The 25625-nt window shown below is 61.8% G+C and carries 24 protein-coding genes, 1 tRNA gene and 1 pseudogene; 11 read left to right on the forward strand and 15 right to left on the reverse strand.

From position 1 onward, the window contains the following. From BMX61_RS16980 to BMX61_RS17000, 5 genes and pseudogenes are all read right to left on the reverse strand, one after another. Positions 1-261 (reverse strand): annotated as a pseudogene (locus BMX61_RS16980) (IS630 family transposase); the annotation flags it as partial. Positions 262-443: 182 nt separating this feature from the next. Further along, positions 444-1382 (reverse strand): zinc-dependent alcohol dehydrogenase family protein, encoded by a 939-nt coding sequence (locus tag BMX61_RS16985; protein ID WP_210186290.1) that lies wholly within the window; start codon positions 1380-1382, stop codon positions 444-446. A 299-nt stretch (positions 1383-1681) separates the two neighbouring features. Then, positions 1682-2587, reverse strand: coding sequence for an RNA polymerase sigma factor RpoH (gene rpoH / locus BMX61_RS16990; protein ID WP_075625931.1), 906 nt, complete (start codon positions 2585-2587; stop codon positions 1682-1684). A gap of 219 nt (positions 2588-2806) precedes the next feature. Next, positions 2807-3067: a DUF2171 domain-containing protein gene (locus BMX61_RS16995; RefSeq protein WP_075625819.1), complete on the reverse strand. Its 261-nt coding sequence runs from the start codon at positions 3065-3067 to the stop codon at positions 2807-2809. A gap of 135 nt (positions 3068-3202) precedes the next feature. After that, positions 3203-4225: an RluA family pseudouridine synthase gene (locus BMX61_RS17000; RefSeq protein ID WP_075625820.1), complete on the reverse strand. Its 1023-nt coding sequence runs from the start codon at positions 4223-4225 to the stop codon at positions 3203-3205. A 34-nt stretch (positions 4226-4259) separates the two neighbouring features. Between BMX61_RS17000 and BMX61_RS17005 the strand changes: the two genes are divergently transcribed. Together BMX61_RS17005 and BMX61_RS17010 are read left to right on the forward strand one after the other, a co-directional pair. After that, positions 4260-4643 carry a hypothetical protein gene (locus BMX61_RS17005; RefSeq protein ID WP_075625821.1) on the forward strand — a complete coding sequence of 128 codons (384 nt, stop codon included), beginning with the start codon at positions 4260-4262 and terminating at the stop codon, positions 4641-4643. 27 nt (positions 4644-4670) lie between these two features. Continuing rightward, positions 4671-5495 (forward strand): TrmH family RNA methyltransferase, encoded by an 825-nt coding sequence (locus BMX61_RS17010; protein WP_075625822.1) that lies wholly within the window; start codon positions 4671-4673, stop codon positions 5493-5495. A 108-nt stretch (positions 5496-5603) separates the two neighbouring features. Here the strand turns inward: BMX61_RS17010 and BMX61_RS17015 are convergent, their stop codons facing one another. Both BMX61_RS17015 and BMX61_RS17020 read right to left on the reverse strand, forming a co-directional pair. Next, a complete protein-coding gene (locus BMX61_RS17015) occupies positions 5604-6578 on the reverse strand; it encodes a DUF4200 domain-containing protein (protein ID WP_075625823.1) in 975 nt (324 codons plus the stop codon). A gap of 276 nt (positions 6579-6854) precedes the next feature. Further along, on the reverse strand, positions 6855-7391 hold the full coding sequence (locus BMX61_RS17020; RefSeq protein WP_075625932.1) for a DUF1134 domain-containing protein: 537 nt from the start codon (positions 7389-7391) through the stop codon (positions 6855-6857). Between the two features lie 450 nt (positions 7392-7841). On the opposite strand from BMX61_RS17020, the gene chpT reads away from it, so the two are divergent. Further along, on the forward strand, positions 7842-8495 hold the full coding sequence (chpT, locus tag BMX61_RS17025) for a histidine phosphotransferase ChpT (protein ID WP_075625824.1): 654 nt from the start codon (positions 7842-7844) through the stop codon (positions 8493-8495). A 214-nt stretch (positions 8496-8709) separates the two neighbouring features. Continuing rightward, the gene (locus tag BMX61_RS17030) at positions 8710-9072 is read left to right on the forward strand and encodes a response regulator (protein ID WP_075625825.1); all 363 of its coding nucleotides are present in this window, start codon (positions 8710-8712) and stop codon (positions 9070-9072) included. A 765-nt stretch (positions 9073-9837) separates the two neighbouring features. Here BMX61_RS17030 and ctrA read toward each other — a convergent pair. Continuing rightward, the gene (gene ctrA, locus BMX61_RS17035; RefSeq protein WP_075625826.1) at positions 9838-10536 is read right to left on the reverse strand and encodes a response regulator transcription factor CtrA; all 699 of its coding nucleotides are present in this window, start codon (positions 10534-10536) and stop codon (positions 9838-9840) included. A 438-nt stretch (positions 10537-10974) separates the two neighbouring features. On the opposite strand from ctrA, the gene BMX61_RS17040 reads away from it, so the two are divergent. After that, on the forward strand, positions 10975-11325 hold the full coding sequence (locus tag BMX61_RS17040; protein WP_075625827.1) for a flagellar export protein FliJ: 351 nt from the start codon (positions 10975-10977) through the stop codon (positions 11323-11325). Positions 11326-12353: 1028 nt separating this feature from the next. Here BMX61_RS17040 and sciP read toward each other — a convergent pair. Continuing rightward, complete coding sequence (sciP, locus tag BMX61_RS17045) at positions 12354-12629, reverse strand: CtrA inhibitor SciP (protein ID WP_075625828.1); 276 nt, start codon at positions 12627-12629, stop codon at positions 12354-12356. Positions 12630-13015: 386 nt separating this feature from the next. On the opposite strand from sciP, the gene BMX61_RS17050 reads away from it, so the two are divergent. The 4 genes from BMX61_RS17050 to BMX61_RS17065 all read left to right on the forward strand — a co-directional run bounded on the left by BMX61_RS17050 (position 13016) and on the right by BMX61_RS17065 (position 16124). After that, a complete protein-coding gene (locus tag BMX61_RS17050; RefSeq protein WP_075625829.1) occupies positions 13016-13756 on the forward strand; it encodes a helix-turn-helix transcriptional regulator in 741 nt (246 codons plus the stop codon). A 231-nt stretch (positions 13757-13987) separates the two neighbouring features. Next, entirely contained in the window at positions 13988-15184 is a 1197-nt protein-coding gene (gene mnmA / locus BMX61_RS17055; protein WP_075625830.1) for a tRNA 2-thiouridine(34) synthase MnmA, read from the forward strand. A 243-nt stretch (positions 15185-15427) separates the two neighbouring features. Next, positions 15428-15504, forward strand: a tRNA-Met gene (locus BMX61_RS17060). Between the two features lie 419 nt (positions 15505-15923). Further along, positions 15924-16124 (forward strand): hypothetical protein, encoded by a 201-nt coding sequence (locus BMX61_RS17065; protein ID WP_075625831.1) that lies wholly within the window; start codon positions 15924-15926, stop codon positions 16122-16124. 535 nt (positions 16125-16659) lie between these two features. Here the strand turns inward: BMX61_RS17065 and BMX61_RS17070 are convergent. From BMX61_RS17070 to BMX61_RS17095, 6 genes are all read right to left on the reverse strand, one after another. After that, positions 16660-16845, reverse strand: a complete 186-nt coding sequence (locus BMX61_RS17070; protein WP_075625832.1) for a hypothetical protein — start codon at positions 16843-16845, stop codon at positions 16660-16662. 340 nt (positions 16846-17185) lie between these two features. Then, entirely contained in the window at positions 17186-18286 is a 1101-nt protein-coding gene (locus BMX61_RS17075) for a D-TA family PLP-dependent enzyme (protein WP_075625833.1), read from the reverse strand. Between the two features lie 120 nt (positions 18287-18406). Next, complete coding sequence (locus BMX61_RS17080; protein ID WP_075625834.1) at positions 18407-19579, reverse strand: catalase family protein; 1173 nt, start codon at positions 19577-19579, stop codon at positions 18407-18409. Between the two features lie 18 nt (positions 19580-19597). Then, positions 19598-21862, reverse strand: coding sequence for a xanthine dehydrogenase family protein molybdopterin-binding subunit (locus BMX61_RS17085; protein ID WP_075625835.1), 2265 nt, complete (start codon positions 21860-21862; stop codon positions 19598-19600). A 20-nt stretch (positions 21863-21882) separates the two neighbouring features. Beyond that, the gene (locus BMX61_RS17090) at positions 21883-22896 is read right to left on the reverse strand and encodes an FAD binding domain-containing protein (protein ID WP_075625836.1); all 1014 of its coding nucleotides are present in this window, start codon (positions 22894-22896) and stop codon (positions 21883-21885) included. After that, a complete protein-coding gene (locus BMX61_RS17095; protein ID WP_075625837.1) occupies positions 22893-23399 on the reverse strand; it encodes a (2Fe-2S)-binding protein in 507 nt (168 codons plus the stop codon). The genes BMX61_RS17090 and BMX61_RS17095 overlap by 4 nt, the downstream gene beginning before the upstream one ends. Positions 23400-23643: 244 nt before the next feature. Here BMX61_RS17095 and BMX61_RS17100 point away from each other — a divergent pair, with 244 nt between their 5' ends. Continuing rightward, on the forward strand, positions 23644-24453 hold the full coding sequence (locus BMX61_RS17100; protein ID WP_075625838.1) for an SDR family NAD(P)-dependent oxidoreductase: 810 nt from the start codon (positions 23644-23646) through the stop codon (positions 24451-24453). Positions 24454-24583: 130 nt separating this feature from the next. After that, complete coding sequence (locus BMX61_RS17105; RefSeq protein WP_075625839.1) at positions 24584-25474, forward strand: BON domain-containing protein; 891 nt, start codon at positions 24584-24586, stop codon at positions 25472-25474. Positions 25475-25625 lie beyond the last annotated feature (151 nt).

The raw sequence follows: 25625 nt of genomic DNA on the forward strand, positions 1-25625 counted from the left end.
GCACAGTTCGTCCAAAGTCGTTTCGCCATGGGCCGACATCCGCTCGCGGACCCAGTCACCATGGGCCATAAGCTTCCCACCACCAGGCGGGTGGCCCTGCTTGGCCGCGGCCAGAGAACCGGATGACCGATGCAGCATCATCATATTGTTGACGAACCGAGGCGAAACCCGGAAATGCCGAGCGGCTTCACGGTTGCTATGCCCTTCATTCACAAACGCAACGACACGCTCACGCAACTCGATCGGATGCGGCTTGCCCATGGTGCATCTCCTTCCATGGGCAAAGTGAATCACAGAGCAAGACAAACTGGAACCATGAATCAGGTTTACAGCGACACGCTTTAAGCCGTCACGTCGCAGTGCGTATCGGATTGTTGCATAGATCTGTGGTTTCACAGGACCGCAATACGAAGCCGGATGTTCGTTGATCCGGCCGATTTGGCTCATCCATCATCGTTGAAGGTGAGGAGCGGCTTTGTCGCACGGCCCGGGGTGGCGGCATAGTCCAAAGCCTCGCGCCACCGCTGCATCGGAAAGGTCGTGACCGGTCCCAGCGGGCTGTCACGCAGCATGGGCCAGATGGGCGCAAAGCCCCTGAGCCAATCCTGATCCGACAGGGTGGCGATATGGTCGCGCAGGTGGAAACGGGCAGGGCGGACGGGCAGGTCCTGCCGTTTGATCGGATGGCCGGAGAGCAGGCCGTAGGACACGAACCTAGCCCGCGCCGGCAGATGCGTCAGGATCAGATCCGCAAGACGTCCGCCGACGGCATCGAAAACCAGATCGGTCGATACGGCCGCACGGGCAATCTCATCGACATCATCCAGATGGATCGGGTGCATGCCCCATGTTTCCAGACATGCTTTCCGCCCATGCGAACGATAAATGCCGGTCAGCGCCGCAGTGCCCGCCGCGCGGGCCTGATGCGCCAGCAGCATTGTCATTTCAGAGCCGGCAGCCGTGAGCATCACCCGCAGGCCGGAAACATGCGTGTTTTTGAGAAGAGCGGACGCTGTAAGAGGATTGATATAGGCGCGGGCCGCCTGATCGAAGGGGAGGCTGTCCGGCACCGGCACAGCCCGCGAGGCAGCGCAGTCAAGAACCGTCTGCCAGGTGCCGTCCCCTCTCAACGGCAGAACGCGCCGGCCGAGCCAGGCGCGGCGCTCCCGCCCGGTTTCCACCACTTGCCCCACGCCTTCATAGCCCGCCGCGCGTGGTGGCCGAACCCGATAGGCGTAGGCGCCCGTGATCGGGATCAGGTCGGAGGGGTTGATCGGCGCGGCGATCATCCGAACACGCAAACTGTCCGGCGCGAGCGGCGGCAGATCCTCTTCTTCAAGGTTCAGCACCTGTTCCGGCGGCCCGAAGCGGCGGAAAATCAAGCTCCGACGCCGCTGGCCTCCCCGCGTTGCATCAACCTCTTCCACGCCTCGTTCCCCGCCATCTTATGCCTCTGCCTCGCACTTGGCCGGTTGTTAGCAATCGGCACAGCGCGCATAAAGGCGGTCAAACTCTGAGAGGTGGAAAGGATATGTTGGGCGATCGCGACACGAAAATGCGCGCGGCGTCAGGCAGCGCCATCGGACTGGCGTCAAACGACGGGCAGTAGCCATCCTTTCAGCCCAATAAAACAAGCCGCCCGCGACAGCGCGGGCGGAAAAGAGCGGGCGATACGCGGCCGTTATGCGTCTTCGACAACGCGCAAGGCGTTGTCGCGGGCGGAAGCTGCCTTGCGGACGGCGTCCTGCACCTTCTCGAAAGCGCGCACCTCGATCTGGCGCACGCGCTCGCGGCTGATCTCGAATTCGCTGGACAGTTCCTCCAGCGTCACCGGATCCTCTGCCAGGCGGCGCGCCTCGAAGATGCGACGTTCGCGGTCGTTCAGCGTCTTCATCGCGCCGGAAAGGAGAGAGCGGCGATCTTGCAGTTCGTCCTGCTCGATCAGCATGGTCTCCTGGCTGTCATGCTCGTCTACCAGCCAATCCTGCCACTGGCCTGAATCGCCCTCACTGGCCTTGATCGGCGCATTGAGCGATGCATCGCCGGAAAGGCGCTGGTTCATCGACACGACTTCTTCTTCCGAGACATTCAGCGTCGTCGCGATCTGCTTGACCTGTTCAGGCTTCAGATCGCCTTCCTCGAGCGCCTGAATCTTGCCCTTGAGGCGGCGGAGATTGAAGAACAGCCGCTTCTGGTTGGCGGTCGTGCCCATTTTCACCAGCGACCAGGACCGCAGGATATATTCTTGGATCGAGGCCTTGATCCACCACATGGCATAGGTCGCAAGACGAAAGCCACGCTCGGGGTCGAACTTCTTGACCGCCTGCATCAGCCCGACATTGCCTTCCGAGACCACTTCGCCGATCGGCAGGCCATAGCCGCGATAGCCCATGGCAATTTTGGCAACGAGGCGCAAATGGCTGGTCACCAGCTCATGCGCGGCCTTGAGGTCGCCGTGCTCGTGATAGCGCTTCGCGAGCATATATTCCTGCTGCGGTTCCAGCATCGGAAACCGGCGGATCTCGTCGAGATAACGGTTCAGGCCGCCTTCGCCGGCGGCAATGCTGGGCAAGTTATTCCGGGCCATGAAGCACCCCCTGTTCTCGGCAATGCCGGCGCCAAAGGCTCGGCCGCCGGGCATCCGTGCGTTTCATCAAACCGCACGGTCCTCAAGATAGGTATGGCATAGACACGGTTCAAGGGCCGGCGGCACGGGTTGCCGCCAGTCCCTTTTGCGGATTTCGGCCATACATTGGGCCTGCAAGCGGAAGTTCAAGGCCTATGGCCCAATTTCCGCCGCTTCAGACTAGTGGCGGATAGACGTTCCATCCTGCTCCTGCTCGGAGGCCAGCGCATCGCCGGCGGAGCGGGACAGGCGGACGCGGTTGTCGTCCACGCTCTCGACGAGATTGAGAGGAATGAAATGATGGTGGCCGTCATGAGCGGAGCCGCTGTCCTTCTTGGTCAGCTTGATGCGGTCGCCTTCGACACGGTCGACCGTACCGACATGCATGCCGTCGGCGCCGATGACTTCGGAATGCTCGCGAATTTCAGAAGCGTTGATCATGGGTCTTTCTCCCGTTCCTGTTCGTGTGCCGGTTCGTTCCGACTGTTCGACAAACGCCCGATGGGGGAAAAAGATGCAGAAAGTTTTTCGAGAAATTTGCCGTCCTGCATGCAGCTTTTACGTGTAAGCCGCTCTTTATTCGGAAAGCGCGCGGGCCAGCAGGCGCATGTCTTCCGGCATCGGCGCCTCGAAATGCATGGTTTCGCCGGTTGAAGGATGCTCGAACGCCAGGAGAAAGGCGTGCAGCGCCTGCCGATGAAAGCCGAGCACCGCGTCGCGCCCGCGTTCGGGAAGAAGATTGGCCTTGGTGCGAAAGGCCGCGCCATAATCCGGATCTCCGATCAGCGGATGTCCGATATGGGCCATATGCACGCGGATCTGGTGAGTGCGGCCGGTTTCCAGCCTGCATTCGACCATCGAGGCCAGGGAGGTTGCATCCGGCTTTTCGTGATAGCGCTCGACCACCTCGTAATGTGTGATCGCCTCGCGCGCATCGTCGGCATCCTCGCGCTTGACCGCGCGCTTCACCCGGTCGTTGGCACGGCCCAGCGGTGCATCGATCGTGCCTTTCAGGCTGCGCGGCCTGCCCCAGACGATGGCCTGATAGGCTCGCTCCAAGGGACCGGTGCGCCCGTGATCGGCAAATTGATCCGACAGATGACGGTGGGCAAGATCGTTCTTGGCAACGACCATGACGCCGCTGGTGTCCTTGTCCAGCCGGTGAACGATTCCGGGCCGGCGCACGCCGCCAATGCCGGACAGGCTGGCGCCGCAATGGTGGATCAGCGCATTGACCAGCGTGCCGCTCCAGTTGCCCGCTCCGGGGTGAACGACCAGGCCCGGCGGCTTGACCAGGACAATGAGGTCGGCATCCTCATGAAGAACCTGCAAGGGGATGTCTTCGGCGGCGGGTTCGGCATCTTCCGGCTCCGGCAGCAGGATTTCGAAGAGATCGCCTGGGACCACCTTGCGCTTCGGTTCGGTCACCGGCTTGCCGTTCACATGCACGGCGCCGTCTTCGATCAGGCTCTTGATGCGGTTGCGCGACAGGGCCCCGTCTAGAGCCTCGGCAAGAAAGGCGTCCATGCGGCCGCTGGCGGCCTCCTCGGCCTTCACCACTTTCTTCTTTGCCGTGGCTTCGTTAAAGGGGTCGTTCATTGCTCACCATATGCAGGATAGAAAAGGCCGCTTGATGTCGCTTCAGGAACCAGACGAACAGGAAGACAAGCCGCTCGATCCGGCCATGGAGAATGTTCGCCGCAAGATGATGCGTCTTCAAATCGTCTCCGGCGGCATCATGATGGTGATGTTTATGGCGGTGCTGGCGGCGATTGTCTACAAGGTGACCCGTCCGCCCGCTGGTGCGCCTGTTGAGAACCTGGAAGCATCCTCCATTCCCGCCGGTGTGCCGGTGGAAGCGGTGGCCGCCCTGCCTTCCGGCTTTTCCGTCATCCAGGTCGCCCTGTCCGGTCGCCAGATTCTCTTTTATGGCACGGCTGAAGGCGGCGCCCGGCATGCGATTGTTTTCGATTATGCGGCTGGCCGCATCATCGCCAATGTCCGTATCGCACCCTGAGCAGGCTTGAGGACGGAAGAGCCCCGCATGGCTGCCTTGCCCGTTGACATCACCGATCCCGCCGATCCTCGGATTGCCGCTTTCCTCTCCATCCGGGAGCGGGATCTGACGGGCCGGGAGGGGCGCTTCATCGCCGAGGGAACGGTGGTTCTGCGGATGCTGGCCGCCGCACATGGGCAAGACAGGGGCTTCTACGCCGAGGCCGTGCTGATCCTGCAAGCCCGGCTTGCGGGGGTTGCCGAGATTCTGGATCGCTTGCCACCTGACGTGCCGGTCTACGTGGCCGAAGCGCCGGTTTTCAACGCCATTGCTGGCTTCGACATGCATCGCGGCGTCCTGGCGATCGGCCGAAGACAGGGCGCGCCCGATCTCGACGGGGTACTGAACAACGCCCCATCGCTGGTGCTGGCCGCGTGCGGCCTCTCCAACCACGACAATATGGGCGCACTGTTTCGCAATGCCGCTGCCTTTGGGGCAGGCGCGGTGGTGATGGATCGGGGCTCCTGCGATCCAACCTATCGCAAGGCGATCCGTGTCTCCGTCGGCGCCGTCCTTACTGTGCCCTTTGCCCGCGAGGGAACGATCGGCGAGGTGATCGGTCGGCTGAAGGCGCAAGGCTATGCGCTGTGGGGGCTATCGCCACGCGGACGGGTGCCGCTCGATGCCATTCCGCCCTCGCCGCGCACCGCCCTGCTGGTGGGCACGGAGGGCGAGGGGCTGCCCGCCGAAATCATGGCGGCCATCGACACGGCCCGCATCGCCCAGGCGCCCGGCCTCGATAGCCTGAACGTGGCCACGGCCGCCGCCATCGCGCTCCATCGTATCGCCATGGTCAATGGCCTGATCGGCTGAGCCTGCCGGCCCTGACAAAGATGCAGACGGGGGGGCGTCCCGGCGGCTGGGCGAGCCGGACAGCGATGGCAAGCCGCATGGCGCCGGAGCAAGAGCCTAACCTTTGCCTTATGCCTCGGCGTCTTTCGCAAGCAATCTGCGCGCGCACCCGGCAAGGCTCAGCCTGCCTTCGGGCGGGTCGCTGTCCACGGCATCCAGAAGGGCGGGGAGCGGAGAGGACGGTCCTTCCTCCAGCGCCGTGGCGGCCACCATGCGGGCGGCGAGATCGGCAAGTTGCGCGCGCAAAGCTTCATCCTGCTCGGGATTGGCAGCTTCCAGCAGCCTGTTGATGAAGGCGTCGATCTCGTCGGTGGAAGGTGGCGCGATAATGGTTGCTGCGGCGCTGTCAGGCCCTGGCTCACTGTCGGCGCGGGCTATAACCGTGCTTGCAGCGACCGCGACCGTTTGCTTGGCCGCAGCGAAAGGCAGCGGCCGGAGAGGGGCGAAGACGCCGAGCCGCTCCTTCAGATCGGTAAACCGATCGGCCATGGCGGCATCCGGGACATCGGACCCTACCGCTTCCGGCATAGTCGCGGGGGCAGGGGCATCGGCTTTCGCAGCGTCGAATGACGCGTCGGCGCGTTCTGTTCCTGTATCGTTGCCGTCCGGCGGAGGCGGTGTCTGCTCGTCGGACAGGTCGTCTGCCGGCGGCCGCAATCTTTCAAGTTCCGCCTCAGCTGCCACTATAACCTGCGTCAGATGCTCCACCCGTGCGGTGAGCTCCGCGACATCGGCTTCCAGCGCGTCGTGCCGTGCGCGTGCCTGCGCCAGCTTTTGCTCGGCCTCGGCGGTTTTCAGCATTTCCGCCGTCGCGCGGTCTCGCTCGCGCTGGATCTTATGGCTGAGGCGAGCGGCTTCCGCGGCATGTTCGGCGCGTGCCGCATCCTTTTGCGCACGCACTTCCTGCGGTGAAATCGGCATGGTGGAAATCAGGCGCTTTTCGGCAAAATAGACGATCCGCCGCTGAATGACCGGCGCCAGCAGCAAGCCGAGAAGGGCGGCAGTGAGAAAGCCGAGCGCGAAGAGAAGAGCATATTCGATCAACCGGGTCGTCCTCTCGGGCCTGTCCGGTCGCCAGATGCGGCCGGGGCTGCTCTCATCCTATGGCGCGCCTTGGATCGGCCATGGCATCCTGCTCCACCGCGCCGATGTCGCCGGATCAAAATGCAGTCTGCGCCCTCGCTCCTTCCCATAGGTCGAGCCTGCGGCACAAGAGCCAAGCCATGCATGGCCTCACTTTGGCGGTTTGATCTGCCCTCTTGCTGCGCACAGGCCTCAGGAGGTCGAGCGGCCGGCTTCCTGCCTTTCGGCCAGGACGCGTCAGAAGGGGTTCCAGGTCGGCTGTTCGGTCAGCTTGAGATAGCCGACATTGATCCCGAGGCGGGCGCCGACACCGGTGCGGATCGGCACGAGAACCACTTTTTCATCGGTCAGCACCGTCATGCCGACGCCGGCGACCACATAGGCCGAACCGGATACGCCGCCAAAGCGCTTGTAGAGCGCCGGCACGCTCGGCAGATTGTAAACCAGCATCATGATGCGGCTGCCCTGGCCTCCGGCATCCAGCCCCAGCGAAGGCCCCTGCCAGTAGACGTTATGCTGGCCGGCATTCTTCGTGTAGAGATTGCCTTCGCCATAGGTGAGGCCGGCCACGAAGGCGCCGGACCCTTCCTGGCCGAGAATATAGCCGTTGGGCAGGCCATAGCTCTGGAATGCGCGTTCGACCACCTTGGCCAGGCCGCCGGAGGTGGAGCCGAAGAAGCCATGGCCGGCATCGACGATTTCCTGCAGGCTGTATTGATTTCCCGAGGCCTGGGCGCTGGCCTGCCGGGCAGGGCCGACAAACAGCGCGATCATGGCCAAGCAGAACAGCAGCGGCCGGGCAAGAGCCCGGATGGAACGGGGCAGGGATGGCATTGTCGTCCTCCTTGATCGGCGCCGCCACCGTCTCCTGGCGCGCGCGAAGGGTCCGCACCCGTCAGGTCGCCGGGTGGGGTGCGCGCCAGCATGTAATCGGGCGCTTTGATTGCAATTTGACTGGCCCACCTTAACAATCGGTTTACCAAATATGGTGTCTTTATGATCGCAGGAGCGACGGAAGACAGTAAAGCCGAGCAAGCCCATCAATGACCGGGGTGACGGTCCCGGTAAAAGGCGCCTCTTCTGCGACGCCGATGACGGCGAGCCCGGATCTGACATCTTCGGCACCCATGCCAAAAAAAGCCGGGTCGAGCAGCTAGTCCTGTCACCGGCGCTGAGCCCTGGCATGCGGCGCCTTTCCAGCATTTGCTTTTTCAAGGAAAGATCATGGCGAAAAACATCAATCTGACGCTGAGCGGTCCCGATCTCGCAGCGCTTCTGTGCAGCCGGGTCTGCCACGACATCATCTCCCCCGTTGGCGCCATCAACAACGGACTGGAGCTTCTCGATGAGGGCGGCGCAGATGCCGACGCCATGGAACTGATCCGCGCCAGCGCCCTCAACGCATCGGTTCGCCTGAAATTCGCCCGTCTCGCCTTCGGCGCGTCCGGCTCCGTCGGCGCCTCGATCGACACGGGCGAGGCCGAAAAGGCGGCGCGCGATTTCGCTGCCGTCGAAAAAAAGACGGAAATCAGCTGGACCGGCCCGCGCGTCATCATCGCCAAGAACAGGGTCAAGCTGCTGCTCAATCTGTTCCTGATCGCTTATGGATCGATCCCGCGCGGCGGCTCGGTCGATATCGTGCTCGACAATCCTGAATATGACGCCGTCTTCACGCTGACCGCCAAGGGCCGGATGATGCGCGTGCCGCCGAAGCTTGTGGAACTGCTGTCGGGCACGCTGGAAGAGGCGATCGACGCCCATACGATCCAGCCCTATTACACGGTCGTGCTCGCCGAGGAGGCCGGCATGGAGATCGACGTTCGCTCCACCGGCGAAGAGATCATCTTCACCGCGCGCATGGTGTCCAGCGAAGCCTGATTGCCGAAGGTGACCCGCATTTTGCGCCAGCGCAGCCTCCTCTGCGCTGGTCCTGATCCGTGACAGGATCATCCGACCCACGCGGGCGCATCAGGCTCCGGAAACATCATGAAACATGGTCGTGCGTCGGTAACGTCTTATTTGCTAGAATCTCCTAATCTTGTTGTTCGAAGGGCCGATGTCGCCCAGGATTGGTGCGGTAGGGGAGCAAGACATGCAGCGTCTGATGATTGCCGATGAGTCCGATGTGGTTCGCAAGGTTGGCAAGCGCATTCTCGGCGGAATGGGTTTCCTCGTCAGCGAAGCCAGCAATGGGCTCGAGGCTCTCGCGCGCTGCCAGGCCGAGCTGCCGAACATCATCATCGTCGATGCCTCTCTCGATGGCGCCCTGCAGCTGATCGCCAATCTGCGCCACCTGCCGAATGGCCGCTCGATCCGCATCTATTACTGCGTCGTGGAAGCCGACCTGAAAAAGATGATGGCCGGTAAGCGCGCCGGCGCGGACGACTTCCTGCTGAAGCCCTTCGACCGCAAGATCCTGACCAGCGTATTCGGCAGCCTGGCTGCCGCCGCCTGAGCCTGACGGCACTTGGGCTCGGCATCTTCGACCTGAACAACCAGAGACGCCATGCCGCCAAGATTGATCGAGACATGCATGTCGATCGGCCTGACGCGAGTTCATGCCTTCGGCTTGCCGCGCTCAGCCGAATGATAGCAACAGGCGGCTGCGAAGCTCTTGTGACGCCGGGCAATGGGCTCCCCAAGGCTTCCTTACATCATCCCAAGCGCTTTTCGTCGGCGGCACCGTCTGCCGGCCGCAATCAGGCGATCTGCCGTGTCTGACGAGCCGAGGACCCGCGATGAGGCGATTGCGCTTCTCTTGATATGTCAGGAGCAGCGCTGGCTGCATCGCGCAACTGATCAGCAAAGTGTCAGCGCGAGTTCCCGTCGCATCGGCTCGGTCCCGCCGAGACGCTTGGCAGTGCCGGACGAGGCAGAAAAAAGGGAAGTCGGGGATTGCCGAATCAGGCAAGCCTGTTATGGTGAAACGAACAAAACAAGAACATGCTCTTGGGCAGGGCCGCGCAGGTGGAATACGGGACGCTTGGGCGAGTGACCGGGTGGCGATGGAAGGGGTGATGGGAATGCGTGGGCACAGAGCATCTGCCTCTTGGCATGGGGCTGAAACCTTTGCTGCCCTTCATGATGCCGCGCATTACGCCGAACATGTTCTCGCGGCACGGACGCGAAAAAACCCGCCTTTTGAGGGCGGGCTGATCAGTTTGCGGGGAATGCTGCAGGATAAGGGGAGGGCGGAGCGGGCCGCCCGTCACCCCTTGGATCAGGCGCTTTCGGCCAGGTCGCCATCGGGCTCGCGCAGCACGTAGCCGCGGCCCCAGACGGTTTCGATATAGTTCGCGCCGCCGGCAGCATTGGCCAGCTTCTTGCGCAGCTTGCAGATGAAGACGTCGATGATCTTCAGTTCAGGCTCGTCCATGCCGCCATAAAGGTGGTTGAGGAACATTTCCTTGGTGAGCGTCGTGCCCTTGCGCAGCGAGAGCAGCTCCAGCATCTGGTATTCCTTGCCGGTCAGATGCACGCGCTGGCCGCCGACTTCAACGGTCTTGGCGTCGAGATTGACGACCAGTTCGCCGGTAGCGATGACCGACTGGGCGTGGCCCTTGGACCGGCGGACGATCGCGTGGATGCGCGCTACCAGCTCGTCCTTGTGGAACGGCTTGGTCATATAGTCGTCGGCGCCGAAGCCCAGGCCGCGCACCTTGTCCTCGATGCCGGCCATGCCGGAGAGAATCAGGATTGGCGTCTTGACCTTGGACAGGCGCAGCGTGCGCAGAACCTCGTAGCCGGACATGTCAGGCAGGTTCAGGTCGAGAAGGATGATATCGTAGTCGTAAAGCTTGCCGAGGTCGACGCCTTCTTCGCCCAGATCGGTCGTATAGACGTTGAAGCTCTCCGACTTGAGCATCAGCTCGATGCTCTGCGCCGTCGCGCTGTCATCCTCGATGAGAAGAACCCGCATTATTGTCCCCTTTTCCGCCGCCGAAAGGTAGTGAGGCTTCCCGACGCGATACGGATCAGTCGTTGCCTGATTTGGAGGTTGCCAGCAAATGGTTAACAAATTCTGATTCCTCCTGGCAAGGTGGGCAGAAAATGTTAGCGCCTGATGGCATGACGTTGATTCCATTGGATAATAGATAAGGGTTAACTTCCTCCTGATTGTGAGGAAATGACCCTATCCGACTCTAACGACTCGCAAAAACGCCGCCTCCCGAAAAATCGCTGACGGCATTTACCGAGCCTTAAAACCTCGTCCATAGAATTAACCATGCCCGTAAACGAAAGGTTACCGCCGAGCGCAAATCGTTAAAGATTTCTCTCGGTGTTAGCGTCGGACCATGACGGTCGCGGCGCGCGGGCGGGGTAGTAACCGCGGTCTCGCATCATGGGAGTATTGCGTATGAAGTCACGCGAGAGCCTTGTCCGCCTGAAAGAATTTCAGGTTAAGGAGAAGCAAAGACAGTTGAACCAGCTGCAAATGATGATGGCTGAGTTCGACAGAATGACCAAAGAGCTGGAGCAGCAGATCGCCTTCGAGGAAAAAAAATCCGGCATTGGCGATCCGACACATTTTGCTTATCCGACATTCGCCAAGGCTGCACGGCAGCGGGCGGAGAATCTTCAGGTATCGATAAGGGAACTGAAAGTTCAACAGGATGCTGCAGAAATTGCACTGGAAGAGGTGAAGGCGGAATATGCCAAGGCATCGGCGCTGGAGGAGCGCGATGGATCGGTGCGCGCGCGCGCCTGATGGCAGGTCCGTCCCCAATCGTCCTTAAGCCTCCGAATCGCTGATCGTCTGCAGCACCCTGGCTGTGACTGCGCCCATTGCTTCGCGCCGTATCCGGCTGCGGAGTTTTCTGCGCATTTCTGGCCTCAGGTCGCGCATCCAGATCGATGCCTCGACGCGTTTGCCCGGCAGTTCGACCGGCCGGTGCTTTGCGCCGGCCGGTTTTGACGTGAGTGCCCTACAGCGCGTTGCCTTGACCGAATAGCCTCCGTCGTGAGGGCAAATTGCGCTGGCCGATTGAAGGGATTTTGGCACCAAGAAAGCGTTGTCGCCCGTCGGTTGTGCGAAGAGGGCGCGGGGGAGGGCGCTTGTCCATGCAGGTAAATGCGGTGACAAACCGGTGGTAAGGGTGTCCCTGCCGGGATCTGCGACGACGGGTGCACGCCCGCTGATCGAACATCCAAGCGCTTTCGCATCAGATCAGGATCGCATTCTTGTCGCGCCATGCACCTGATGCAAGGGCGCGAAAGCGCTGTCCCACGCCAGGCCGGCAGCACAATTTTCCGCTGAAGTGGCTTGAGGTCTTCACGTGTTGATGCGGGACGAGCCTGCTCTTTGTCGCGTCCTGTGCGAAAGGAACGCGCATGGCTCGCAGCCGTCACCAGATCCGGCTACGGCTTTGCTGAAAATTCGAAAATCGGGACTATCGGGGGAAGGTCTCACCTATGCTGTCGCGCGCCGCTGCCATGTGCAGGCTGGCCGACACGACGCTTGTGGAGTCGGCAGGCGGCGCCAAGCGAAAGCCGTCGCGCAGAGATGTGCGAACTGAACGCATGAGGCCGACGTCTATCGGACCGATGCATCATCAGCAAGAATAGCCGCGTCAAACCTGATATCAGATACGTGGGAATGCGCTGAGCGGTCTTGGCTTAATTCACCGCTCTGCGTTTCACATGCTTTGTCGGAAGCTTGCCATGCTGTTTCTGTTCACCCAGGAAATGTCGATCCCACGGATGCGGGATCCTTGTTCTTGGCGACAGCACGGGCCTTTAGTGGCGATATTGCTGGATGCGCGTGGTGCGCAGGCCGGCGAGGCCATGGTCGGCAATCGATGACTGCCAGGACAGGAATTCTTCCACCGTCAGCGTGTAACGCTCGCAGGCTTCTTCCAGGCTCAACAAACCGCCACGAACCGCAGCGACAACCTCTGCTTTACGACGGATCACCCACCGACGGGTGTTGGCCGGCGGCAGATCGGCAATCGTCAAAGGACTACCATCGGGGCCGATGACATATTTCACGCGCGGACGCATCAATTCGGTCATTGTACTCTCTACACACATCAAGACCAATATGAGCTTACGCTAGCGCCGCAGATTTAAGATTTGCCTAAACCCATCACGCTCAATTTATTCATATGTCAGTCGTTCCTTGAGAGCCGAACTGCGCCGGCTGCCCGTCTGACGTGCAGTTTCATGACCAATCCCGGGTTAGGCCTTTCTTTCGAACGGCACTCATGATATGACAAGATCTCTCGCCTGGCTTCCTGATGTGGCGTGATTTCTCGCTTGCCGACTTGTTATGAGGTGCGACCCGGACGCTATGAGGCCTCGGGCGTTTCGTTCTATCGAAAGAAAAAGCGGCCCTGTGGGTTTCCAAGATAAGCCCCGGCACAGCAGCACAACCCCGATACCCATGATGCCGAAAACCCATGTTGGATGACAAGCAGGATGCTATGACGGCGCAAGGGGATTTTGCCGATCTACTGTTGGCGGTGAAGGATCCTTCAGTCACGTCGGAGTATGAGATTCTTCGTGTCATGCGGCGTGTGGCGACGGAATTTGGCTTTCTGCATTTCATGGTCGCCCGCCTGCCTTTTGGCGAGGACTATCGCTTTGCCGAAAGGCTCGTCTTGTCGAACTGGCCTGCCGACCTCGTGCGACGCTATGATCGCGCGGGCGTTTTTGCCACGAGCCGGCTGGTGGACATGCTGCGGCTGACCAAGCTTCCCGTATTCGGCGTATCGCAAACCCTCTTGGATTTTCCGGTCGAAGAGGTGGGTGAAGAAAATGCCAATGCGGCGCTGCCCCTGTCCACCTATGGGACGATGTTCGTCTCCGTGGATGGAGAAAGCTTCGTCGTGACACTGTCGGGAAACCGGCAGGATCCAGACGCGCAGGAGGCCGCCTGGCTGCATTTCATTTTGCTGCATCTGTTCGAACGGCTCTGCCGCTCCATGGAGAGCGGCATGGCGCCACGCGAAAAACTCTCGGCGCGCGAGATCGAATGTCTGCGTTGGGCGGCTGCCGGCAAGAGCAGCGACGAGATCGCCGTCATTCTGGGCATTTCCGCCTATACCGTCAGCAGCTATTTCAAGACGGCCACCAAGAAGCTCGATGCGGTCAATCGCATGCAGGCCATAGCCCGCGCGATGCGGCTGAAGCTGATCTGACGACGCCCGCTTTTGCCCATGCGGTGAGACCTGCCTCCAGCGCCGCCTGAGCGATCTGCTTGTTTGGGCCAGTCGCGCCATCTATATGTAAGCTTGAATGCTATCTCCGGGCGCCAAGGCCGGCTCATTCCAGTGGCAGGCGGCTTGATGGGAAGGTCCCGTCATGACCATCCCGGTCAGATTTATCTTCGGTCCTCAAGGAACGGGCCGGCTTCGAAGCGGACGATTCTGGTGAACAGTTTGGATTTTGATCGCAGGCCCGAGGATACGCGGGTGGTGGTGGCCATGTCGGGCGGCGTGGATAGCTCGGTGGTGGCCGGCCTGCTGGCGCGCCAGGGCTACGATGTGCTGGGCATCACCTTGCAGCTCTACGATCACGGTGCTGCCGTGCATCGCGCCGGCTCCTGCTGCGCCGGGCAAGATATCGACGACGCCCGCCGGGTCTGCGAGACCCTCGGCATCCCGCATTATGTGCTGGATTACGAGCAGCGCTTTCGCGAGACGGTGATCAACCCCTTTGCGGAAAGCTATGTGGTGGGCGAAACGCCGATCCCCTGCGTGGCCTGCAACCAGACCGTCAAATTCGCCGATCTCCTGGCCACGGCCCGCGATCTCGGCGCCGATGCGCTGGCCACAGGTCACTATATCCGCTCCCGGCCCAATCCAAGGCCGGGCGCGCCGCAGCGGCGCGCGCTCTACCGTCCGGCCGATTCCGATCGGGACCAGAGCTATTTTCTCTTCGCCACTACACAGGATCAGATCGATTATCTGCGCTTTCCGCTCGGCCACCTGACCAAGGCGGAAACCCGCGCCCTGGCCGAGGAGATGGGCCTCGTCGTTGCCAAGAAGGCCGATAGTCAGGACATCTGTTTCGTGCCCCAGGGTAAATACAGCGATATCGTCGCTAAGCTGAAGCCGAATGCCGCGCTGGCGGGCGAGGTCGTCCATCTCGATGGGCGTGTGCTGGGCAGCCATGAGGGCATTCTGCACTATACGATCGGCCAGCGGCGGGGCATCGGCATTGCGACGGGCGAGCCGCTTTATGTGGTGCACCTCGATGCGCGGGCCCGCCGCGTGATCGTCGGTCCCAAGGACGCACTGGCGACGCGCCGGCTCTATCTGCGCGATGTCAACTGGCTGGGCGATGAGCCGCTCCACACGCTTGGCGACAAGGGTTTTGCCTGCTTCGCCAAGGTGCGCTCCACCCGCGCGCCGGCGCCGGCCATGCTCTATGCCGACGCCCACGGCGTTCGCGTCGAGCTTGAGGAAGGCGAGGCCGGGGTGGCGCCGGGCCAAGCCTGCGCGCTCTATTCCGGGATCGGCGAGAATGCACGCGTTTACGGCGGCGGCTTCATCCTGCGCTCCGAGCGCGAGCCGGCAGCGGAGGCTGCGTTGCAAAACCTTTTGCGCGCTGAGGCGATGGCCTGATCCTCTAGCAGGCCTAACAGTGTGAAAGCGCCTTGAGCATCCGTCAGCCCTGGCGCCGACCGGGCTTTTTGCGCCAAGCCCTTGAACTGCCAAGGGAAGGGCCTCTCCCTTGCTGGCATTCGCGACAAAAGCAGAGGCCGGGATGATTTTTCCCCAGGCCTCGCTTGACACAGCCGGGAACCCCGCCTTATAAGCCGCCCACTGACGGCGACGCGGCGGCCATGGCCCTCGCATTCGTGCAGTGGCGGAGTAGCTCAGGTGGTCAGAGCAGAGGAATCATAATCCTTGTGTCGGGGGTTCAAATCCCTCCTCCGCTACCATCCTCTCAGTTGATGGTTGAGGCGTTTATATCCTATCATCGATGCGGTGACATAGCCTCGCGCCCAGGCTTTTTCCTTCTGAATTATCTTACCGCAAACTTCCGCTCTTGCTGAATTTTCTTGGTGGCGACATCGAACCGCTGTGATCGACAGCATGTCGCGCGCGCTGTGACGCCTTCATCTGCGCCAGCGGCGACAATCTCCATTCAGAAGAAACATGGTCGGCTATCCTCAGTTTCATGAGGAACCCTTGCGCGTATGAGCAAACTCTGTCTCAATGAATCGTGGAGGAGATTCGAGACGGTTTGCCAGGGAAGGGCAGCCGGTCCAATGGTTAAAATTGGAACGAATATCTCAACGGAAGGTTTGTTGGTCGAGGGCTATGATGTGGGAGCATCAATCCTCATGGAGGAACATCAATGAGCATGCAGAGCACCGCCGTGCGCACCGCGCATTGGAGCACAGTTCAAGGTGCGCATCTTCCGCACATCGATTCGGCGAAGGCTGACAAGGTTCGTGGTTTCGCGCCGTCGACACGCGCCAAATCGCTTGTTGGCGCAGTCGCCGTTTCGGCCACGCTTTGGGCCGGCATCGCCCTCGCCATCAAGTCGGTTCTTTAAAGACAGCGGTCAGCGGCTGCGCAACCTTGATCCTGGGGAGGAGAATTGGGTGCGCGCCACTGCATGGCTTTCATCCAGATAAATATTTGGAGAAATGCGGATGCTCACCGTCCACCATAAGGGCGGGTGTGGCGGTCCACGATACGAAGTGGCGAGGTCTTCTTGAAACGTCGCGGACGAGGTGGCTTGTGTCATCCGCACTGAATACTGACGCCGAATAATGGCAGCTCCTAGTCAACCTAGCTGCTTATCCTGCAAACTAAATAGCCCGCAGGAAGCATTCCCACGTTTTGGTTGCTGGATTTTTCACTATTGGGGCTTCACACTCGGGAAGCAAGCAATCGTCCTGACGCTCATTATCCCATTCTTGGATGAATATTACTTGTAGGCGCGCTTGCGACAATGCACATGCATAACTTTGCATGGGGTCCACTTTGTCTACGCGGGACTGATTGAGCGCCGCCATCTCATCAGATCAACACACTCCTGCGGCGCAGAGGCCGCGCCGCATTCATGTCTGCGCTGTCGACCAATCTCAACCAAAGCGCTCTTCCAGAAAGCCGCCCTGTTCCGCGCCCGGCAGAACCCGGTTGGTCTTGGGCAGTTCAACGGAACTCATGGAGACTGTCGGCGCCATCGGCGCAGTGAGGTAAGCGAGGCTGACGAAGAGCAGCGTGGCGGCGGCATAGGTGAATGCGAAGAAGAAGCTGCGGGTTGACATGGCAATTCTCCCTGTTGTGCCGGTCAACTCGATCGTTAACACTTTTGTTCCGCAGTCGCGCCCAGGCCTGGGACCTCGTCTCAATCGGCATCCTCAAAAGAGCATCGGCGTTACATCGCGCACGCCAGCACACGCTCTGCGCACCACATGTGCCGTCCCGTATAGCAACAGCGCTGTGCGGCTGTGCCCGAAACATCTGCAGAGCCCGGTCGAGAGACTCCTTTCGCGCGGCCTAAGCAACACGACGGCATCGTCTTTTCGCCAATGCCGTCGTCTCCATGTCTGCTTCAGCAGTATCTCGTCGAGCGAGCTCGATGCCGGAACAGATGCCACTTTGGATCTACCAGACGAGGCCGCGCGCGGCGACGGGCTCGACGCGCGTTACCACACCATCGCGGTGGAAGACCATTTCGTCGAAGAGATTGGAAACGACGCAGGTGTGGTTGGGAATGATCAGGACCTTTTGCCCGATCTTTGGCCGCTCCGCCCCGCAGGCGGAGAGATCGATGACGCCATGCTCTTCCGAAAGCGCGGCGATGACGGCCTCCGGATAGCCGACCACCATGCCGTGGTCGGAAAAGCCGAGCAGGTCGGAGGTCAGCGCCTTTGAGCCGGCATCGATCACGGCGCGGTCGGAGGTGGGGCGGGAGACGATCGTCGCCAGAATATGCATGGCGCAGTCGCCTTGGCCGCAATGGCCGGCGCGGATCATCGAGCGATCATTGTAGATGTAGGTGCCGGCACGGTGTTCGGTGACCACAGGTGCCAGATGCGCTTCGAAGAGGGAGGGCGTGCCGCCGCTGCTGACTGCGGGGCATTCAAGGCCGGCTTCTTTGAGGCGGGCCAGCGCCTTGGTGAAGAAGGCCTGCACGGCCTCATGCGCGGCCGGGCGGGGATAGGTCATCAGTCCGGCAAAGCGCAGGCCCGGCTGGGCGGCGATCAGGCCGGCCAGTTCCGCGGCGGCGTCCGGCGTCTGCACGCCACAGCGACCGGCGCCGGTGTCGCATTCCACCATCACGCGCAGTGGGCGCTCGGCCGAGAAGCATGCCGCCAGTCCGCTGACGGTTTCAGCGCTGTCTGCGGTCACTTTCAGCTCGGCGATGCGCTGGTTCAAGGCCTGCAGCCGCTCGATCTTCTCGTGGCCGAGAATGTTGAAGGTGATCAGAATGTCCTCGAAGCCGGCATCGGCGAAGACTTCGGCCTCCGTGATCTTCTGGCAATTGATGCCCCTGGCGCCGGCCTCGACCTGGGCCTGAGCCAAAGCCGGGATCTTGTGCGTTTTGATATGAGGGCGGAAGGCAATGCCATGTTCGTCGAAATAGGCCTGCGCGCGCGCGATATTCGCGGCCAGACGCCCTTCATCGATGATCGGGCGTGGGGTGGAGAGATCAGCGATATGGTCGCCGGGGCGGGCGGATACGCGGAAGGGCGAATGGTCCATGAGATGATCTCCGAAAGTCCTGCGAGCCTGTGTGCGGACAGGGTAGGCTGGGCACACAAAAAAGCCGGCACCGTGTTCAGGTGCCGGCCCCGAAGGCTTACGTCATGCGTGCCCTGCCTGTCAAAATGCAGTGCCGCCTGCGTCGCGTGGCGCCTGGGAGGGGGTCGTCACGCGTCGTGCCACGTCTGGATTCAGGCGTTCGCCCGTCTTGTCCAGCTCGTCGATGCCGGGCTCGTTGCGCTCCGAGCGGAAGCCGGCCGAGCGCTGATAGGCCAGCTTGCGCATGCGCATCATGCTGCCAAGCGGGCGGTGGGCGGCAAGCCCGTTGAAGGGCCGAAAGCTCATGCCATCGTCGATCTTCAGCGCCTTTTCCTCGCTCCAGGCCGTTTGCGGTTCGGCATGGATGCGTGCCACGGGAATGAAGGGGCTTTCCTCTTCGCTCCATATAGCGGCGGCATCTTCGATCGGCATGCGTTCGGCATCGGTGCAGAGCTGGACTCTGAACTCCCATGTGCCGCCATTCATGCGGAAGAACTCCTCCACCGCATGGCGCAAGGCGTCCTTGTCCTCATCCAGTTCCAAATGCGCGCCGGTCAGAGCCGTGAGTTCAGGGGAAACGGGCACCACACTCAGCTTGGCAACATAGTCGCCATAACGCATCGGCAGCTGGCCGAAGAAGCTCTCGCCGAGAATATGGGTTTCCGGCTGGCCGCCCATGGACTTGAGGGCCGCACTTTCTCCACCAAGCTTTTCCACCAGCCCTTCCACACCGCGCAATACCTTGGAGAAAGCCTGCTTCAGCCCTTCGGCCTTGTCGGTGGTGGCCGCCAGCAGCTTGAGGTTTTTCAAAAAGGCCTTGGCGCTTGGCGCATTGAACTGCTTGCCATTGGCCATGACGAAGTCCTGCGAACGGCTGGCCTCCTCGGGGTTCAACCTCTCGCCTTCGACATCGAGGATCTTCAGGGCGAAGCCGCGCGGTGTCGAAACGCTGTCATGGAGAATGTCGCCTGGCGTGGTCGACAGGCGGATGACGGCGCGGTAACGCCCCGGCCTTGCAAAAAGGCCCTGTGCCAGCGGCGCTGCCAGGTCGGGATAGACCTCCAGTTCGGCTTCAAGCAGGCCATGGCTCTTGGCATGGACGGTGCGGATCGCGTGGCCGCTATCCCCGTAAGTCTTGTAGGCGATCGACATCATGGCTTCGGCAAGGGCGCGAGCCGTCTCCGGCTCGTCCTTTTCCACCTGTTCAAGATCGTCGCGATAGCGCTGCAGGCTATCGGGCAAGGAAGCGGTCATGAGGCGTCGTCTCCGGGTTCAGGCGGCTTTACCGACCGTTTCGCCAAGGATCTTGTCAATCGTTATCGGCAGATGGCGGATGCGCTTGCCGGTGGCGTGGAAGATGGCATTGGCAACCGCAGCCGCCACGCCGCAGACCCCGATCTCGCCCAGGCCCTTGACTCCGATCGGGCTCGCCTTGTCGTCAAATTCCTGGACGAAATGCACATCGATATCCTGGATGTCGGCATGAGCAGGCACATGATATTCAGCGAGATTGTGGTTCATGATCCGGCCAGAGCGATGGTCGATCATGCTTTCCTCGTGCAGCGCCATGCCAAGGCCCATGACCACACCGCCGAGAATCTGGCTGCGTGCAGTCTTGGGATTGAGAATACGGCCCGCGGCGACAGCGCTGACGACGCGGGTAACCCGGGCAAGGCCCAGCTCCTCGTCCACGCGCACCTCCACGAAGACGGCGGAATGGGTGTAGCTCGCAAACGACTTCATCTGCTTTGCATCCGGCCCGGCCTTGCCTTCTTCCTCGATAGCGGTTTCGCCAGCGCGGGCCATCAGTTCAGAGATCGCAACGCCCGCCCTCGGATCTGTGTCCAGGCGCAGATGGCCATCGCGGATCACAACTTCTTCAACGGTGGCGTCCTTCAACGGTGAAGCATCGTCCTTCTGGGCCATATCCAGCAGCCGCTGACGAATGGCGAGGCAGGCGGCGTCGACCGCGGAGCCGGAGGAGGCGGCCGTCCAGGAACCACCTTCGACACTGGTTTCCGGCAGGTCGCTCTGGCCGATCTGTACGCTGACGTCCTCGGCCGGCACATCAAGCGCTTCAGCCGCGATCTGGGCCAGGATCGTATAGGTGCCGGTGCCGATATCGCTGGCAGCGGCCTGGACGATGACCTGGCCATTGGCACTCATGCGCACGCGAGCCTTGGCCGATTGCAGCTGCGCTTCCCAGATGCCGGTTGCCATGCCCCAGCCGATCAGCTCATGGCCTTCATGCATGGAGCGCGGCTTGGCCTGGCGCCGTTCCCAGCCAAAGCGTGCGGCCCCTTCGCGGTAGCAGGCGCGCAAGGCCTTGCTGGTCAGCTGCTTGTTTTCATTCTGATCGAAATGCACGAAATTGCGCCGACGCAATTCCAGAGGGTCGATGCCGACTTCGTAGGACAGCTCATCCATAGCCGATTCCAGCGCGAACAGGCCAGAAGCCGCACCCGGCGCGCGCATGTCGCCCGGCGTTGCTGCATCGAGCTTGGTTAGCGCATAGGTCAGTGCGACATTGTCGCAACGATAAGCAAGTCCCGACCAGTTGACCACGACCTCCTGATAGTCCTCGTAGCGGGAGGTGACTTGGACCGTATCATGCAGAACGGCCGTCAGGCGCCCCTGTGCATCCGCACCGAGCGACACCGTTTGATACATGGCAGGCCGGTAGCTCAGATAGAACATATCGCTGCGCGCGATCTCGAATTTCACCGAGCGCTTGAGATCCAGGCTGGCCATGACCGCGAAAAACAGCTGGTGGCGCGGACGAAGGCCGGAACCGAAAGCGCCGCCGACATAGGCATTGATGACGTTGACCTTGTCCTGGCTCAGGCTGAACACGTTGCAGACGAATTTCTGGACGTTCTGCGAACCCTGCGTCTTGTCATGGATCGCCAGCACCCCGTCCGCGCCATAGAGAACCGTGGTCGCGAAGAGCTCCATCGGATTGTGATGCTCGTTCTCGATCAGATAGTCGCCCGAAATCCGGAAATGTGCCTCCTTGAAGGCCTCTTCCGGTTGACCGCGCGGATCGGGCGGCGGCGAGATGCCGCTGCGCTTCTTCGGCGGCACGTAGCGCTCGGCCAGCTTGGTGGTCAGGTCGGTTTCCGGCGTTTCCACCTCGTAGCGCACGGTGATCATGGCGGCGGCATCGCGGGCGTTCTCAAAACTGTCGGCGACGACAAAGGCCACCGGTTGTCCGTCAAAGAGCACGCGGTCGTTCTGGAGCGGACGATAGGTATGGCCGGGCGGTGCGGTTTCGTCCTGCCAGGACCGATCGAGCCAGGCGGCGTTTGGCCGGTTCTCATGGGTGTAGATCGCGGCGATGCCGGGAAAGGCCGCCTTGGCGGCGCGGCTGTCGATTTCGAGAATTCGGCCGCGCGCAATGGTTGCCGAGACGGCTGCGCCGTGCAGCATATCGGGTTCGGAATGCTCAGCCGCATAAGCGGCACGACCGGTCACCTTCAAGGGCGCATCGATGCGCGGCATGGCGCGGCCCACTTGGCGGCGTTCATTGGTCAGCATGGTCGCGTCCTTTCCGTGCTTCAGGCAATGGCTTTTTCATGCTGGATCTGGGGCGTGCCGGCCGCCGCCTGGCGCAGCGCCCGACGGATGACCCGCTCGGCCAGCGTGATCTTGAAATCATTGCCGCCCTGGCCCTTGGCCCCGGCCAGAAGCCGGGCGGCAAAGGCGTCGGTCGCCTCCGCCGAGGGTTCGCGACCAACCAGCATCCCTTCCGCGTCGAGGTCACGCCACGGCTTGTGGGCAACGCCGCCCAGCGCCACGCGTGCCCGGCTGATCTTGCCATTCTCGATCTTCAGATCCACGGCGGCCGAGACGAGCGCGAAAGCGTAGGACAAACGGTCGCGCAGCTTCAGATAGGTGTGATGGCGCGCGGCGGCTTCGCCTTCCAGCCGGATCGCGGTGACGATCTCGCCATGACGCAGCGTGTTGTCGCGCTCGGGCGTATCGCCGGGCAGGCGGTGATAGTCGAGAAACGCGATGTCGCGCCGGCCCTCGGGCCCTTCCACCTCCACCACGGCATCGAGCGCGGCAAGGGCGACACACATATCCGAGGGGTGTGTGGCGATGCACGCTTCGCTGGCGCCGAGAATGGCGTGGATGCGGGTGACGCCGCCGATCGCATCGCAGCCGCTGCCGGGCTGGCGTTTGTTGCAGCGAGTGGCCGGATCGTAGAAATAATAGCAGCGGGTGCGCTGGTTGATATTGCCGCCGGTCGTCGCGGCATTGCGCAGCTGCGGCGAAGCGCCGGCCAGAATGGCGCTGGCGAGCAGGGGGAAGCGCCTGACGACGCCGGGGTGATAAGCCAGATCGCTGTTGGTCACCAGCGCACCGATCCTATAGCCCGTCTCGGTCTCCTCGATCCGCTTGAGGTCGAGGCCGTTGATGTCGACCAGCAGGCCGGGCGCTTCGACGTCGTATTTCATCAAATCGACTAGGTTCGTACCGCCCGCGATCATGCGGGCTTTCGGATCGCCGGCAAGAGCCGAGACCGCCTCGCGGATGGAGGCCGCCTTGAGATAATCGAAGCGCTTCATTCTGCGGCCGCCTTCTGTTGCTGTTCCAGAATATCCTCCACCGCGTCGGCGATGTTGGTGTAAGCGCCGCAACGACAGAGGTTACCGCTCATCAGTTCGCGGATCTCGGCGCGGCTGTGGGCATGGCCTTCGGAGACCAAGCCCACGGCGGAACAGATCTGTCCCGGCGTGCAATAGCCGCATTGCAGAGCGTCGTGCTCCATGAACGCGCGCTGCATTGGATGCAGGCGCTCCGGCGTCCCCAAGCCTTCGATGGTTGTGATCTCGGCGCCGTCGCGCATCACGGCCAGAGACAGGCAGGAATTGATCCTGACGCCATCGACCAGCACCGTGCAGGCGCCGCACTGTCCGTGATCGCAACCCTTCTTGGTGCCGCAAAGCTTCAGGTCTTCGCGCAGCAGATCGAGCAGGCTCGTCCAGGGGGCGACGTCGAGATCGTGCCGCCTGCCATTGATGGTGAGCGTGATGGGGATGGTCCTAAGCGATGGCGGTGCGCTGGGCATGGCAGGTCCTTTCGCTGGGCTTTGCCTGCGGCGGGAATTCCCCAGCTCCGCCTTTGTTCCGCTCAGCATGGGTTGTGTCGCCTTCGATGAGGACGATGAAGGCGCTCGCTGAGGTCGCAGCGCGCATCGCTTCCCAGCCGCGGCGGCCGGAACTTTGCCCCCTTCTCCCTGTTCGACCGGCAAGCACGGGCCATCATAAGGCGCGTGGTGGGTCGCAGGCAGGACGAGGCGAAGGAGATGAGCGATGAGCGCGAATGATGAAAGCCGAAGCGAGGGAAAGGGGCTCGCGCTCGTCACAGGCGCCTCGACAGGCATCGGCTACGAGCTGGCCAAATGCGCCGCGGAGGCGGGATATGACCTGATCGTCGTGGCGGACGAACCGGCAATCCGTCAGGCAGCGGACCGGCTGCGTGCCTATGGCCATACGGTCGAGCCGATCGAGACGGATCTCGCGACATCCGAAGGCGTCGAAGCGCTTCTGGCGGCAATCGCCGCGCATAATCGCCCGGTCGATCTGCTGATGGCCAATGCCGGGCGCGGCCTCGGCCATGGCTTCGTGGATCAGGATCTCGGCGAGATCAGACGGGTCGTCGAAACCAATGTCATGGGCATGCTGGCGCTGGTCCATCCGATTGCGGGGGCGATGCGCGCGCGCTCGAAAGGCCGCATCCTGTTTACCGGCTCGATCGCCGGCTTCATGCCCGGCAGCTTTCAGGCGGTTTATAACGCCTCGAAATCCTTCATCAACAGCTTCTCCTTCGCTCTGCGCGACGAGTTGAAGGATACAGGCGTGACGGTCAGCTGTCTGATGCCGGGCCCAACGGACACCGATTTCTTCGAGCGCGCCCATCTGGAAGATACGGCTGTCGGCCAAGGCAAGAAGGACGATCCCGCCATGGTCGCCCGCGTCGGCTTCGACGCGATGATGGCGGGCGAGGGCGATGTCGTCAGCGGTTGGAAGAACAAGCTGCAGACCGCGATCGCCAGTGTCACCCCGTCCGGTGTGCTGGCCAGCCAGCACCGGAAAATGGCCGAACCCGGCTCCGCCGGTTGATCATGCATCAGTAAAGCCTTGTCCTTGCGTGCGCGACGACGTGATCATTCTTTTCGGAACAAAGAATCCTGCGGGTCATTAGTCGAGCGTTCCATGTGTTTAACCAGAGATAACCAGGAGGAAACACATCATGGCAAATGGGAACTACACGCGTAACAATGATCGTTTCGGCGATATGGACCGCAATCGTTTTTCCAGCCAGTACGGCCGCGAGACGTTCGGCCGGGACGACGACCGCCGCCAGGGCGACTATTCGGCATGGAGTGGCTCCGACCGCGATAGCACGCAGGACCGCTACCAGGGCGGCGACCGTTCGACCTGGCGCAGCGACGATCATGGCTATGGCGACGATGGCAGCTACGGCGGATATCGCCGCGACTTCAGCCGCGAGAACCGTGGCTCGGACGATGATCGCGGCTATGGTCGCCAGGGATCGCCGTCCCGCTCGTCTTTTGGCGCAAGCTATGGCAACAGCAACGATTATGGCTCCGATTACGGCCGCAGCTCGGGTCGTGATGACCGCTGGAGCGCCGGTGGCTACGGCGGCAACACAGGTGAGGACCGCTCGTCCTGGCGCAGCGATGAGCGTGGCCGCAGCGGCGAGAAGCGCGGTTTCATGGATCGCGCGACCGATGAGGTGGCGTCCTGGTTCGGCAATGAAGATGCCGAGCGCCGCCGGATGATGGACCAGCATCGCGGCAAGGGGCCAAAGGGCTATACCCGCTCCGACGATCGCATCCGCGACGACCTGAACGACCGGCTTGCCGATGACGGCCGGCTGGATGCCTCCGACATCGAAGCGACCGTTGCCTCCGGTGAAGTCACACTGAGCGGCACGGTCACCTCGCGCCAGGACAAGCGTTATGCCGAGGATCTGGCGGAAGCCGTGTCTGGCGTGAAGCATGTCCAGAACAATCTGCGCGTCAAATCCTCGGTCGATCTCCTGTCCGACACGGATCGTGCAACGACCACCAATGTCAGCGGCAGCACCGCGAGCACGGCTGGTCGGCTGAACAGCTAAACGCGTCAACCGCATAGGCTGATGACGTCTCTGCACCCTCGGGCCTCAAGGTCCGAGGGTTTTCTGGTTTGTAACACAGAGGCATTTCAGTGAGCCTTAGCGTGGACGACGTGTGGACCTTTCGGCGCTCGCCTCACGGAAGGTGTGAGGC

The sequence above is a fragment of the Xaviernesmea oryzae genome, assembly GCF_900109605.1.
GTDB classification, from domain to species: domain Bacteria; phylum Pseudomonadota; class Alphaproteobacteria; order Rhizobiales; family Rhizobiaceae; genus Xaviernesmea; species Xaviernesmea oryzae.